The following is a 12,994-nucleotide window of genomic DNA, read 5'->3' as shown; positions in this document are numbered from 1 at the left end:
CGCGCTCCGGAGCGGGGACGGTGGCGACCGGAGCCGGGACCGGGGCCGAAGCCGGGACCGGAGCCAGGACCGGGGCCGAAGCCGGCACCGGAGCCAGGACCGGGGCCGAAGCCGGGGCCGAAGCCGAAGCCGGGGCCGGAGCGGCTTCGGCATCGGCGTCGACACCGGGAGCGGCGGTGCCATCGGCATCGGCGGCGTCATCGGTGTCATCGGCATCGGCGGCGTCATCAGAGGTGTCATCGGCTTCACCCGCGGCCGGGTGGGTGGCCGCCGGGCCGGTGCGGGTCATGCTCGCGGACGACGAGCATCTGATCCGGGGGGCGCTGGCGGCGCTGCTGGGGCTGGAGGATGATCTTCAGGTGGTCGCGGAGGCCGCGTCGGGGCCGGAGGCGGTGGCGATGGCCCGGACGTTCCGGCCGGACGTCGCGGTGCTCGATCTTCAGATGCCGGGGGCCGACGGTGTGATGGTGGCCACAACCCTACGGGCGGAGTTGCCCGGCTGCCGGACCATGATCGTGACTGGTCACGGGCGTCCGGGGCATCTGAAGCGGGCCCTGGAGGCGGGGGTGCGGGGGTTCGTGCCGAAGACCGTCTCGGCGCAGCGGCTGGCCGAGATCATCCGCTCGGTGCACGCGGGAAGCCGCTATGTGGACCCGGAGTTGGCGGCCGACGCGATAAGCGCCGGGGACTCCCCGCTGACGGCCCGGGAGGCGGAGCTGCTGGAGCTGGCCGAGGACGGGGCGCCCGTCGCGGAGATCGCGGAGCGCGCCTCGCTGACGCCGGGGACGGTCCGGAACTACCTCTCGGCGGCGGTCGCGAAGCTGGGTGTGGAGAACCGTCATGCGGCGGCGCGCATCGCACGTGCTCAGGGTTGGCTATAGTGGTTCCCGCACCGCACGAGAGCGCGGTGCGATGCGGACGTAGCTCAGTTGGTAGAGCACCACCTTGCCAAGGTGGATGTCGCGAGTTCGAGTCTCGTCGTCCGCTCAGAGAACGAAGGCCCCGATCATGACGATCGGGGCCTTCGGCGTTTCCGGGGGGCGGTTTTCAGGGGGCGGTTTTCGGGGGGACGGTTTCGGAGCGTCGCCCCGCGTGCCGCTCCGGGCCGTCACTCCGGCGGGAAGCGGAGACGGAAGCGGGCGCCGCCGCCCGCCGCCTGTTCGGCGGTCAGCTCGGCGCCGTGGGCGCGGGCGATCTGGCGGCCCATGGCGAGGCCGAGGCCGGAGCCGGGCAGGGCGCGGGCCTGGCGGGAGCGGTAGAAGCGGTCGAAGACGTACGGCAGGTCCTCGGTGGAGATCCCGGGGCCGTGGTCGCGGACGGTGAGGTCGAGCCCGTCGGCGGTGTGCTCCAGCCGGATCTCGACCATGGCGCCGGGCGGGCTGAACTTGGCGGCGTTGTCGAGCAGGTTGGACAGCAGGCGGGCGAGGCGGGCCGGCACACCGGAGACGGTGGCCTCGGCGAGCTCGGCGACGAAGGGGGTGTCCGGCCAGTGGCCACGGGCCTCGCCGACGCAGCGTTCGGCCAGCAGGTCGAGGCGGACCCGCTCGACGAGCTGCTGCGGCTCCTCGTCCCGGGCGAGCTCGATGAGGTCGTTGACCAGCCCCGTCACCTCGCGGAGCTGCCGGCCGAGGGCCCCGGAGGCCCGTTCGCGCTGGGCGGGGGTGAGCCGTTCGGAGCGGGCCAGGAGCTCGGCGTTGGTGCGCAGCGCGGTGAGCGGGGTGCGCAGCTCGTGGGAGGCGTCGGCGACCAGGCGGCGCTGGGCGGCGACGGCTTCCTCCAGTTCGCCCAGCATGGTGTTGAAGCTGGTGGCGAGGCTGGTGATCTCGTCCTGGCGGCGCGCCTCGTACGGGGGCAGCTCGATGCGGTGGGCGGGGTCGCGGGTGGCGGCGATCCGCTCGGCCGTCGCGGTGAGCCGGGTGACGGGCCGCAGGGAGGTGCGGGAGGCGAAATAGCCGAGCCCCGCCGCGAGGAGGACCCCGGCGCCGCCGACCGCGCCCAGCAGCAGGCCGGCCTGGCGCACGCCCTTGTCGACGGTGTCGGAGCGGACCGCGACCTGGAGGGCGCGGCCGTCCTTGACCGGGGTGGTGAACATCCGCATCGCGCGGCCGCCCAGGGTGATGTCGCTGTAGTACTCGCCGAGGGAGCCGGCGGCGACGCGCCGGGTGGCGCCGGTGACGGGCAGCACCAGGCCGGCCGGGCGCGTGGCGGGGTCGGCCCGCACGATCTGGGCGCAGGCGGGCGCGGCGAGCCAGGCGCACTCCCCGTACAGCGTCCCGGTCGTGGGGCTCTCCCGGCTCTGCTGGGCGGCGATCAGGCTGGCCTGCTGCTTGAGCTGGAGGTCGAGCTGGCGGACCAGTTCGTAGCGGATGACGACGTATGCCGCCGCGAGGACGCCCAGGGCGACGACGGCGACGGCGGCGGAGGTGACGAGGGCCAGCCGGGCCCGCAGCGGTCTGCGGCCGAGCAGGCGCCGCCGCAGGGCCCTCACTGCTCGGCCAGCCGGTAGCCGACGCCGTGCACGGTGTGGACGAGCCGGGGCGCGCCGCCCGCCTCCAGTTTGCGGCGGAGGTAACCGATGTAGACGGCGAGGGAGTTGGAGTCCGTGCCGAAGTCGGTGCCCCAGACCCGCTCCTGGATCACCTCGCGCGGCAGCACCTGCCCCGGGTGCCGCATCAGCACGTCGAGGAGGGCGAACTCGGTGCGGGTGAGCTCGATGGGGACCCCGCCGCGCGCCCCGGTGCGGGTGGCCGGGTCGACGGTGAGGTCGGCGAAGGCCAGCGTCTCGTTCTCGGCGGCCGGTTCGGCGGGGGTCGCGCGGCGCAGCAGGGCCCGGAGCCGGGCGAAGAGCTCGTCCAGGGCGAAGGGTTTGACGAGGTAGTCGTCGGCGCCCGCGTCCAGGCCCGCGACCCGGTCGGAGACGGCGTCGCGGGCGGTCAGGACGAGTACGGGCGTACGGTCGCCGAGTCCCCGCAGCCGCCGGCAGACGGCGAGGCCGTCGAGCACGGGCATGGCGAGGTCGAGGACGATCGCGGCGGGCGGCTCGGCGGCGACGGCGGACAGCGCCTCCAGGCCGTCGGCGGCGGACCGCACCACATAGCCCTCGACGCAGAGGCCGTCGACGACGGCGGCCCGCACCTCGGGGTCGTCGTCGACGACGAGGACGGTCGGCGGCTCGGCAGCGGGCATACGGGGCATGGCCTCTCGCGCGGGTGCGGGCGCCCGCGTCCGGGGGCACACGGACGCGGTGGGGAACCGTCCGGTTCCCCCGCCCACCTTGGCAGAACGTGTCTTAGAAGGCTCTTAGACCGCCTCGCCACGCTGCGGCCATGGCTACAGCACACGACACCCTTTCGGTGGTCGTCGGAGCGGGCGGTACCGGCGGTCACATCTATCCCGGGCTCGCGGTCGCCGACGCGGTCCGCCGGGCCGTGCCGGACGCGGTCATCAGCTTCATCGGGACCGAGCGCGGGCTGGAGACCCGGCTGATCCCCGCGGCCGGTTACCGGCTGCACACGGTCGACATGATCCCCTTCGATCCGTCGCTCGGCTCGCGCCGCTTCCTGCTCCCGGCCGATCTGCTGCGGTCGGGGATGCAGGCGCGGCGGGTGATCGAGGAACAGCGAGCGCAGGTCGTCGTGGGCATGGGCGGCTATCCCAGCGCGCCCGCGGTCCTCGGCGCCCGGCTGGCAGGCCGGCCCGCGCTCGTCCACGAGTCCAACGCGGTGCCCGGCCGGGCGAACCGGTTCGCCACCACACTGACCCCGCATGTGGCGCTCGCCTTCGACCGCAGCCGTGCGCATCTGTCGGCGCGGGCCGGGGCCCGCGCCGAGACGGTGGGCATGCCGCTGGTGGGCGCGGTGGCCGGGCTGGACCGGGCGGCGCGGGCCGCGCTGCGGGCCACGGCGCGGGAGTCCTTCGGGGTGCCCGCGGACGCGCGGCTGGTGCTGTTCAACGGCGGCAGCCTGGGCGCGGCACGGCTGACCGAGGCCGCGGTGGAACTGGCCCGGCGGTGGCGCGGCGCCCCCGGCGTCCACCTCCTGATCAAGACCGGGCCGGCCGCGCTGGCGGCGGTACGGGCCCGGCTGGCCGCCGACGGCTGCGACGGGACCGCCACGGCGGTCGGCTACCTCGACCGGATGGACCTCGCCTACGCGGCCGCGGACGTGGTGGTGTGCCGGGCGGGTTCGGCGACGGTGGCCGAGCTGGCGACCGTCGGCGTACCGGCGGTGCTGGTGCCCTACCCGCACGCGCCGCACGACCACCAGACCCACAACGCGCGGGTCCTCTCGGACGCCGGGGCGGGCCTGCTGCTCCCCGACGGCGAGACCACGGGCGACCGGCTGGCCGGACTGCTCGAACCGCTCCTCACGGACCCGGCGCGGCTGGCCGCGATGGGGACCGCGGCGGATCCCGGTACGCACGCGGTCGCCGCGGACCTGATGGCGCGGTGGGTGCTGCGGCTGGCCGGGTGGGCCGGAGCGGACCGGGGAACCCCGGCGCCGGTCCACGGGCTCGCGGGGTGACGGACGGGCGGCCTCGCGACGCCGCCCGGACGATCCGGCCCCGCGGAGGGCCCCTTCCCGTTTCCCCGCCTCCCCCAGCCCCGGAGGCCGGACCTCCGGCGCGTACGACCTCTCGTTCCCGCCACGGCGGGCACGCCCCCCTTCGAAAGGATCTCGCATGAGCACGCTCACCACCCCGGTCCCGGCTCCCCAAAGCTGGGCCGGGCGCACCGTCCTGGTCACCGGCGCCGAAGGGTTCATCGGGTCGACACTCGTCGACCTGCTCGTCGAGCGCGGGGCCCGGGTACGGGTGCTCGTCCACTACAAGCCGTACGCCGAGCGCGGCCACCTCGCCCGGTACCTCGGGCCGGACTCCCCCGTGGAGACGCTCGCCGGCGACGTCCGGGACGCGGGGCGGGTGATGGACGCCGTCGCGGGCTGCGACACGGTCTTCCACCTCGCCGCGCTGATCGGCATCCCGTACAGCTACGCCTCGCCCGAGGCGTACGTGCAGACCAATATGGCCGGTACGGAGCACGTCGCGGCGGCCTGCCGTCGCCATGGCGTGCGGCGGATGGTGCACACCTCGACCAGCGAGGTGTACGGGACGGCACGCACCGTACCGATCCGGGAGGACCACCCGCTCCAGCCGCAGTCGCCCTACTCCGCCTCGAAGATCGGCGCGGACATGCTGGCGCTGTCCTACGCGCACTCCTTCGAGCTGCCCGTCACGGTCGTGCGGCCCTTCAACACCTACGGTCCGCGCCAGTCCGCCCGGGCCGTGATCCCCACGATCCTCGCGCAGCTGCACTCGGGGGCGTCCGAGATCAAGCTCGGCTCGACGACGCCGACCCGCGACTTCACCTATGTCACCGACACGGCCGAGGGGTTCCTCGCGCTCGCCGACTGCGACCGGGCGGTCGGCCACGCGGTCAACCTCGGCACGGGCCGCGAGATCTCCGTCGGGGACCTCGCCGAGTCGCTGATCCGGGCGTCCGGGCGGGACGCGAAGGTCGTCGTGGACCCGGCCCGGCTGCGGCCCTCGGGGAGCGAGGTGGAGCGGCTGCTGTCGGACAACTCCCGGGCCCGGGAGTGGGCCGGGTGGCGGCCGCTCGTGGGCCTGGAGGAGGGGCTGGCCCGGACGTCGGACTGGGTCCGGGACAACCTGGGGCTGTTCGCGGCCGACCGCTACGTGGTGTGACGCCCCCGGCGGGTGCGCCCGGACGGGGTGGTGGCGCGACGCCCCCCGTCCGGCCCGTGCCGCTACTGCCAGGCCATCCCCGTCAGGCGTTCGTACGCCTCCACGTACTTCGCCCTCGTCCGGTCCACGATGTCCTGCGGGAGCTCCGGCGGGGGCAGTTCGCCCTTGCGGTCCCAGCCCGAGGCCGGGGAGGAGAGCCAGTCGCGGACGAACTGCTTGTCGAAGGACGGCTGGGGGCGGCCCGGCTGCCAGGTGTCGGCGGGCCAGAAGCGGGAGGAGTCCGGCGTCAGCACCTCGTCGGCCAGGACCAGCTCCCCGTCCGCGAAGCCGAACTCGAACTTCGTGTCGGCGAGGACGATGCCCCGGTCGCGGGCGATGTCCCGGGCCCGGCCGTAGACGGCGAGGGTGGCCTGGCGGAGCTGGGCGGCCGTCTCGGCGCCCACCTGCCGGGCCACCTCCTCGTAGGAGACGTTCTCGTCGTGCTCGCCGACCTCGGCCTTGGCGGCCGGGGTGAAGATCGGGGAGGGCAGCTCGGAGCCGTCGGTCAGGCCCTCCGGGAGGGCGAGCCCGCAGACGGTGCGGGTCTGCTCGTACTCCGCGAGGCCCGAGCCCGTGAGATAGCCGCGGGCCACGCACTCGACCGGGACCATGTCCAGGGAGCGGCAGATCAGCGTGCGGCCCGCCCAGTCGGCGGGGGCGCCCGGCGGCAGCTCGGTGGAGAGCACGTGGTTCGGGGCCAGGTCGGTGAGCCGCTCGAACCACCACAGCGAGAGCTGGGTGAGGACCCGGCCCTTGTCGGGGATCTCGGTGGGCAGCACCCAGTCGTAGGCCGAGATGCGGTCGGAGGCGACCATCACCAGCCGGCCCGCCCCGTCGCGGTAGAGGTCGCGGACCTTGCCCGTGTGCAGGTGCTCAAGGCCGGGCACCTCGACCGGTTCGGGCTTCTCTACGAATCCGGACACGCGTCCTCCTGGTGGTTTGTCCAAGCACCACGATTCTGCCGTACGTCCGCGACCGGGGCGGACGAGGGTCAGCAGCGCTTACAGATGCGGTCCAGGAGATTGGCCGTGGCCCGCTGGATCCGGGCGTCCGCGTGGCCGGGCCGGTCCAGGGCGGGCGACCAGGCGAAGGTGCCCGAGGCGAAGACGAGGGCGCCGCTGGGGGCGCGGTAGAGCGAGGTCTCCTGGTGGCGTCTGACGCCCTCGCCGTCCTCGTACGGGGAGTGGGCCAGCAGGATGCGCCGGGTGTGCTCGGGCAGGGCCGTCCGGGGGTAGTAGCGGTCGGCCTCGCCCGCGACCAGGCCGGGCAGCTCGTCGCCCTCGGCGGCACCGGTGGCGTCCCAGAGCCAGTGCCCGGCGTTGCGGACGACCATGGGGGCGGGCTCGGGCACCCGGCCCGCGTACTGGATGCCGAGCAGCTGCTGTTCGGCGGGCGTGACGTCGCGCCACAGCGCGGAGCGGCCGGGGCCACGATGTTTTCGGCAGGTCAGCAGGCGGTCCGGGCCGGCCGGCGAGGGGGACAGGTCGGCCTGCCAGTACATGGTGTTCGCGGACAGGAAGACCAGCGACGTGCCGGAGTCGCGGGCCAGCTCGGCGGAGCGGCGCATGGCCGGCGACCAGTACTCGTCGTGGCCGGGGAAGATCAGGCCACGGTAGCGGGACGGGTCCACGCGGCCGGCGTGCAGGTCACGGGTGTCGGCGTAGGCGAGGTCGTAGCCGTACCGCTCGGCCCAGCGGATGAAGTCGTAGGCGTGGCCGACGTGCAGCGGCAGGCCGGCGCCCGCGAAGGGGCGGTCGAAGGAGACCGTGGTGGCCGCGTCCTCCTCGCCCAGCAGCCGGCCGTCCTCGTCCCAGGCGTGGTAGAGGCTCGCGCCCGTGCGGCCGTCCTCGGGGTAGAGGTTGTACGCCTGCCAGGTGATGTCGGGGAGGACGAGCAGCAGATCGGCCGGGTGGGTGTCGCGGACGAGGAAGGGGATGTGGCTGCGGTAGCCGTCGGCGGTGGTCAGGACGGCCACATAGGCGCCCAGACTCCAGTAGCCGGGGATCTGGAGCCGCCAGGAGAGCCACCAGTGGTGGCAGGAGACCGTGCGGTCGACGGTGAGCGGGGCGGGCTGGACGATGCCGGACAGCCGGGGGCTGGTGGTCATCTTCGCGGCGCCGTCGCCCGCGTAGTGCCCGATGCGGTAGACGTCCACGCCGAACTGCTGCGGCGGGTCGACCGTGATCCGGAAGTCGATGGCCTCGCCGGGGGCCACGGCGCTGTCGGACGCGAAGCCCTTGATCTGCCGGTGGACGTCGTCGGCGGTGCGGGGGCGGCGGCCGCGCGGGGCCGGGACGCGGGCTCCGGCACGCTCCGGGAGCTGCTCCGGGGCGGGCTCCACGTACCAGGGGATGATCCGGCCCGTGCCGTCGAAGTAGCTCTCGGTGCCGCGCAGCCAGGGCAGGGGGCCCTGGCCGAACGGGTCCGAGACCGCGTGCGCGAGCGCCCCCGACTCCCAGCGGCGGATCTGGTCCATCCCCATCGCGCTCCCTCCCCTGCGCCCCCGACGCGTACTCGTCTCCGTGGCTGTTCGTCCTGACGCCCGGTCCGGTGCTCGCCGTGCTCTTCGTGCTCGGTGCTCGTCCTGCTCGGTGCTCGTCGTGCCCGGCGCGGCACCCACCGTGGCCCGGGTCCGGGTGGTGCCTGGTGGCGGCTTCGGGCGGCTCGTCGGCGGATCGGTCCTCGCCCGGTGACGGCGCGCCGCCGGGCCGCCGCGAGGACGGCGCGGGCCGGGTGGTCCGCGCCGCACCGGCCTCACGCCAGGCGGACCGGCTTCTCGGGGCGGACCCCGATCTCGCCCAGCCAGGCGCGCAGCGGCTCACCGTCGCCGTCCTCGATCAGGCTGAGGACCGTACGGGCCAGGTCGGCGCGGCGGGCGCCGCCGACCAGCAGGGCGGGGCCGTCGAGCCAGTCCAGGCCGGGGGCGGCGCCGGCGGTGTCGACGGCGGCGCAGCACACCATGGCCGTCACGTGGTCGGTGAGCAGCTCCCTGCCGCTGCGCGGGGGTTGCAGCGGGAACAGCGGAGCGAGCCCGTCGACCCAGGCGTCGGCGGCGGCGCCGAACGCGCTCCGGTCCGCCTCGGGCCGCTCCCGGACGGCCTCCCGGGCCACCTCGGCGGTGAGCCGGGCCTCCAGCTCCTCCGCCACTCCGGGGGCCGCGGGCCCGGTGAGGCGCTCCAGGACCCGGGCCACGGTGGGTGCCGCGCCGGGCGCGGTGGGCACCACGGCGGGTGCCGCTCCCCCGGGCGGCCCGGCGGGGACGCCGCCGTCCGGGACGCCCTCGGGGACGGCTTCCGCGAGGGCGGGGGCGGGAGCGAGCGGGGACGCCGGGATGTCGTCCAGGACGCGGTGCAGACGGGCCGCCTCCAGCCGCCATTTACGGTCCACGACCTCCTCGGGGTACTGACTCCAGGCGACGGGGGACCAGCCGGGGCCGGACTCGGCCGGGCCGCCGTGGAACAGCCTGGCGGCCAGCAGGGAAGCCGCCTCGTCGATCGCGCCCGGCTCCTCCAGCAGATCGCAGGCGGGCCGCTCGCCCAGCCGGGAGGTGAAGCCCTCGGCGAGGCGGTCGCGCCGGGACAGCTCGGTGAGCGCCGAGACGACCCCGGCGTCCAGCCGGGAGGGCCAGCGGCCCATCCGCCAGGCGGGCAGCGCGACCCGGTTCAGCAGCCGGTCCCAGCCGGCGTAGGCGAGGCCGACCTGCTCCTGGGCGACGATCCGCAGGCCGTAGTCGACGCCCTGGGCGCGCTCGGACGCGGCGGCGGCCACCCCGCGCTCCATCCGGGCGGCGTGGTCCCGGCAGGAGTGCAGCAGCAGCCGGGCGACGCCCCCGACGAACGCGAGGGCCGGCCGCCCCGCGGCGACGGCCACGGCGGCGTCCAGGCCCCGGACGAAGCGGCGGGCGGCCGCTATGTCGGGGTTGGCGGACGGGCCGGTGCCCGCGACGACGGGCGCCAGCAGCGCCCGGAGCTCGGCCACCCGCATCCACCACAGGAACGGGGAGCCGATCACCAGCACCGGGGCGGCGCCGCTGCGGCGCTGCGGCCGGGGCAGTCCGGCCAGGCCGGCCCGGGGACGGCGCGGCGGGCCGTGCGCCGGGTGCGTACGGTCCTCCAGCCAGCTGTCGCAGTCGGGCGTCAGGGCCATGGCGGAGGGCGCGGGGACGCCCAGCCGCTCGGCCAGCTCACGGACGAGGCGGTAGAGGTCGGGGGCCGTCTCCTCGGGGATCGGGACCGTGGGGCTCTGCGCGGGACGGGCCCGGACGACCACGGCGGTGACCGCCGCGGCCAGCGCCAGGGCCAGCAGGGCGGCGCCGGTGACGGCCCAGCGGGCCGTGCTCCAGCCGCCGCCGTCCGGGATACGGCCCATGGAGACGCCGGCCAGCAGCACGACGGCGACGGCCGCCGGCAGCAGGGCGACGGCCAGCGCGGCGCTGCGGATGCGCAGCACCGCGAGGGCTTGGGCACGCGCGACCAGCACGCCTGTCTCTGGACCTGCCACGGGACCGATCACCCCCTTGCCAGTTGGTGCTCCGCCGAGGAGTGCGACAGCGGGCGCAACGCCCGCTGCGTTGCCCTTCCCCCACTGTGGCACCGGCCTCTGACATCGCAATGCCGGTGGGCCAGTTGCCGGACGCGCGGCACCTGGCTTGCGCCGCACCCTAGTTGGGGGTGGGGCGCGCGTCAGCCAGTTGGGCAACCGGTCACCCGATGGAATGGCTTTGGGCAAAGCCACCCGGAAACCGCCGGACAGACTGCTCCACCAGTCAGCCGACTGGCAAGTGGGCCTCCGCGGCTCCCCGCCCGGCCGGGCCCCTCGGCACGCTTCCAGCGGATCCGACAACCGGCCCGTACCGAGGCGGTACGGGCCGGTGGGCCGGGCTGTGGACGTGTCCGGAGGTCAGGGGCGTGCGGCGGCGGCCGCGGCCCGCTCGGCGATGTCGGTGCGGTGGTGGGAACCGGCCAGCCGGACGAGCTCGACGCCCTCGTAGGCGCGCTCGCGGGCCGTGGCGAGGTCGGGCCCCTCCGCCGTGACGGACAGCACCCGGCCGCCTGCGCTGACGACCCGGCCCTCGGCGTCGTGGGCGGTCCCGGCGTGCAGGACATAGGCGTCGTCCAGGGCGTCCACCGCCGGCAGGCCCTCGATCACATCGCCGGTGCGCGGGGTACCGGGGTAGTTGTGCGAGGCGACCACGACGGTGACGGCGGCGCCGTCGCTCCACCGCAGCGGCGGGAACGTGGCGAGGGCGCCGGTCGCGGCGGCGTGCAGCAGCCCGGCCAGCGGCGTCTTCAGGCGGGCGAGCACGACCTGCGTCTCGGGGTCGCCGAAGCGCGCGTTGAACTCGATCACCCGCACGCCGCGCGAGGTGATCGCGAGCCCGGCGTAGAGCAGCCCGGAGAAGGGCGTGCCCCGGCGGCGCAGCTCGTCGACGGTGGGCTGCAGGACGCTCTGCAGGACCTCCTCGACCAGCTTGGGGTCGGCCCACGGGAGCGGGGAGTACGCGCCCATGCCGCCGGTGTTCGGGCCCTCGTCGCCGTCGAGGGCGCGCTTGAAGTCCTGGGCGGGCTGGAGCGGGACGACCGTCTCACCGTCGGTGACCGCGAAGAGGGAGACCTCGGGGCCGTCGAGGAACTCCTCGACGACGACCCGGCCGCAGGCGAGCGCGTGCTCACGGGCGGCGGCGAGGTCGTCGGTCACGACGACGCCCTTGCCGGCGGCCAGCCCGTCGTCCTTCACGACGTAAGGAGCGCCGAAGGCGTCGAGCGCCCGGTCGATCTCCTCCGGGGTGGTGCACACGTAGGCGCGGGCGGTGGGCACGTTCGCGGCGGCCATGACGTCCTTGGCGAACGCCTTGGAGCCTTCCAGCACCGCCGCCTCGGCCGAGGGCCCGAAGACGGGGATGCCGCGCTCGCGGACGGCGTCGGCGACGCCCGCGACGAGCGGGGCCTCCGGGCCGACGACGACGAGCTCCGCGCCCAGCGCTTCGGCGAGCGCCACGACGGCCGCACCGTCGAGGGCGTCCACCGGATGCACCTCGGCGACCTCCGCGATCCCCGCGTTTCCGGGGGCGCAGTGCAGCGCGGTGACGTCGGGATCGAGGGAGAGTGAGCGGCACAGGGCGTGTTCGCGGGCGCCGCCGCCGATGACGAGGACCTTCACACCGGTCACCCTATTGCCTCGTCGACTGATCGATTCCCAGGGGCGGCGCGGCGGGCACGGAAACGTCACTGCTGCGGTCCCGCGGGGCGGAGCGGGCCCGTTCGTCCGCCGCCCCGCGCCTGACCCGGCCCGGCCCGCCCCCGCGCTCCCGGTCACGCTCCGTTCCCGCCGTCACCCACGTGCCCCACTCTTTCGGGTGAGTGCCGGGCGGCCCTATACCGGATTCCTCAGCGCTTACGGGCGGAAAACCATGGATCTTGTCCCCAAGACCGACCGTTCGGCGGTAGGAAGGTGGCTCGCGATCCGCAGCGGCAGAGGGAGTGCACGGGTGAGCCAGCCGGAGATGCAGCCCGAAGGGCTCCCCCGCGAGCAGAGTGGGAGGCACCGTGGCGACCTGCGCGGCCGGACCTTCCCGCTCGGTGACTGGGGGGAGCCCGCGGAGCGTCTCGATGAGCTGTACCGATGGGTGGAGAACGGCGCGCTGTATCTGGTCGACTGGTATCTCGCGGACCGCGCCTGGAAACGCCGCTGGGCGCGCGCGCTGCGCATCGGCGCCGCGCTCTGCGCCGTCGCGGGCGCCGCGCTGCCGCTGTTGCAGCTGACGGGCATCGTCCGCACCGGTTCGGCGTGGGGGTTCCTGGTGCTGCTCGGGGCGGTGGCGTGCGTCGCCTGCGACCGCTTCTTCGGGCTGACGTCGGGATGGATGCGGGCCGTGGCGACGGCCCAGGCCGTGCAGCGGCGGCTGGAGGCGCTCCAGTTCGACTGGGCGTCGGAGTGCGTGCGCGAGGTGCTGGGCCCCACCGAGGGCACGGCGAGCGAGGCCGCGGAGCGCTGTCTGAGCGTGCTGCGGCGCTTCTCCGAGGACGTCTCGGAGCTCGTGCGGGCGGAGACGGCGGACTGGATGATCGAATTCCGGGCGGGGCCGACGCCGTTGGTCACCCAGTCCCTGGTGTCGTGGGGGCCGCACGGCAAGGACGGCGGCCCGCTGCCGCGCTTCCCGCTGCCGCCGGGCACCCGGCCCAACATGCCCCGGCAGCGCCCCCCGGAGCCGCCCCGCTGAGTGCTCGGGCGGGGCGGCCCCGGACCGTCCGCC

Annotated in this window: 10 protein-coding genes and 1 tRNA gene; 5 read left to right on the top strand and 6 right to left on the bottom strand. The window is 75.4% G+C overall.

From position 1 onward, the window contains the following. Window positions 1-287: 287 nt before the first annotated feature. The gene (locus AF335_RS14135; protein ID WP_102918788.1) at window positions 288-881 is read left to right on the top strand and encodes a response regulator transcription factor; all 594 of its coding nucleotides are present in this window, start codon (window positions 288-290) and stop codon (window positions 879-881) included. Between the two features lie 33 nt (window positions 882-914). Then, window positions 915-987, top strand: a tRNA-Gly gene (locus AF335_RS14130). Between the two features lie 121 nt (window positions 988-1,108). Here AF335_RS14130 and AF335_RS14125 read toward each other — a convergent pair. Together AF335_RS14125 and AF335_RS14120 are read right to left on the bottom strand one after the other, a co-directional pair. Then, window positions 1,109-2,488, bottom strand: coding sequence for a HAMP domain-containing sensor histidine kinase (locus AF335_RS14125; RefSeq protein WP_170127684.1), 1,380 nt, complete (start codon window positions 2,486-2,488; stop codon window positions 1,109-1,111). Beyond that, window positions 2,485-3,186: a response regulator transcription factor gene (locus tag AF335_RS14120; RefSeq protein WP_102918649.1), complete on the bottom strand. Its 702-nt coding sequence runs from the start codon at window positions 3,184-3,186 to the stop codon at window positions 2,485-2,487. The genes AF335_RS14125 and AF335_RS14120 overlap by 4 nt, the downstream gene beginning before the upstream one ends. A gap of 140 nt (window positions 3,187-3,326) precedes the next feature. Between AF335_RS14120 and AF335_RS14115 the strand changes: the two genes are divergently transcribed. Both AF335_RS14115 and AF335_RS14110 read left to right on the top strand, forming a co-directional pair. Continuing rightward, on the top strand, window positions 3,327-4,523 hold the full coding sequence (locus AF335_RS14115) for a UDP-N-acetylglucosamine--N-acetylmuramyl-(pentapeptide) pyrophosphoryl-undecaprenol N-acetylglucosamine transferase (RefSeq protein ID WP_102918648.1): 1,197 nt from the start codon (window positions 3,327-3,329) through the stop codon (window positions 4,521-4,523). A 157-nt stretch (window positions 4,524-4,680) separates the two neighbouring features. After that, window positions 4,681-5,703: an SDR family NAD(P)-dependent oxidoreductase gene (locus AF335_RS14110; protein WP_102918647.1), complete on the top strand. Its 1,023-nt coding sequence runs from the start codon at window positions 4,681-4,683 to the stop codon at window positions 5,701-5,703. 62 nt (window positions 5,704-5,765) lie between these two features. On the opposite strand, the gene AF335_RS14105 is transcribed toward AF335_RS14110, so the two are convergent. The 4 genes from AF335_RS14105 to purD form a co-directional block, all read right to left on the bottom strand. After that, window positions 5,766-6,665, bottom strand: a complete 900-nt coding sequence (locus AF335_RS14105; RefSeq protein WP_102918646.1) for a phosphoribosylaminoimidazolesuccinocarboxamide synthase — start codon at window positions 6,663-6,665, stop codon at window positions 5,766-5,768. Window positions 6,666-6,733: 68 nt separating this feature from the next. After that, complete coding sequence (locus AF335_RS14100; protein ID WP_102918645.1) at window positions 6,734-8,224, bottom strand: N,N-dimethylformamidase beta subunit family domain-containing protein; 1,491 nt, start codon at window positions 8,222-8,224, stop codon at window positions 6,734-6,736. Window positions 8,225-8,496: 272 nt separating this feature from the next. Further along, complete coding sequence (locus AF335_RS14095; RefSeq protein ID WP_102918644.1) at window positions 8,497-10,254, bottom strand: hypothetical protein; 1,758 nt, start codon at window positions 10,252-10,254, stop codon at window positions 8,497-8,499. 387 nt (window positions 10,255-10,641) lie between these two features. Next, entirely contained in the window at window positions 10,642-11,901 is a 1,260-nt protein-coding gene (purD, locus tag AF335_RS14090) for a phosphoribosylamine--glycine ligase (RefSeq protein ID WP_102918786.1), read from the bottom strand. Between the two features lie 328 nt (window positions 11,902-12,229). Here purD and AF335_RS14085 point away from each other — a divergent pair, with 328 nt between their 5' ends. Next, on the top strand, window positions 12,230-12,961 hold the full coding sequence (locus AF335_RS14085) for an SLATT domain-containing protein (protein WP_184743774.1): 732 nt from the start codon (window positions 12,230-12,232) through the stop codon (window positions 12,959-12,961). Window positions 12,962-12,994 lie beyond the last annotated feature (33 nt).

The sequence above is a fragment of the Streptomyces eurocidicus genome, from assembly GCF_002891295.1.
GTDB classification, from domain to species: Bacteria; Actinomycetota; Actinomycetes; order Streptomycetales; family Streptomycetaceae; genus Streptomyces; species Streptomyces eurocidicus.
The sequence above is the reverse complement of the archived record's forward strand: the minus strand, read 5'-3'. Positions and strand labels throughout refer to the sequence as shown.

What these genes read in the sequence shown, in the direction of transcription:
- AF335_RS14135 (WP_102918788.1), top strand. Translation starts at nt 288, where the DNA reads ATGCTCGCGGACGACGAGCATCTGATCCGGGGGGCGCTGGCGGCGCTG.
- AF335_RS14100 (WP_102918645.1), bottom strand. Translation starts at nt 8,224, where the DNA reads ATGGGGATGGACCAGATCCGCCGCTGGGAGTCGGGGGCGCTCGCGCAC.
- AF335_RS14110 (WP_102918647.1), top strand. Translation starts at nt 4,681, where the DNA reads ATGAGCACGCTCACCACCCCGGTCCCGGCTCCCCAAAGCTGGGCCGGG.
- AF335_RS14115 (WP_102918648.1), top strand. Translation starts at nt 3,327, where the DNA reads ATGGCTACAGCACACGACACCCTTTCGGTGGTCGTCGGAGCGGGCGGT.
- AF335_RS14120 (WP_102918649.1), bottom strand. Translation starts at nt 3,186, where the DNA reads ATGCCCGCTGCCGAGCCGCCGACCGTCCTCGTCGTCGACGACGACCCC.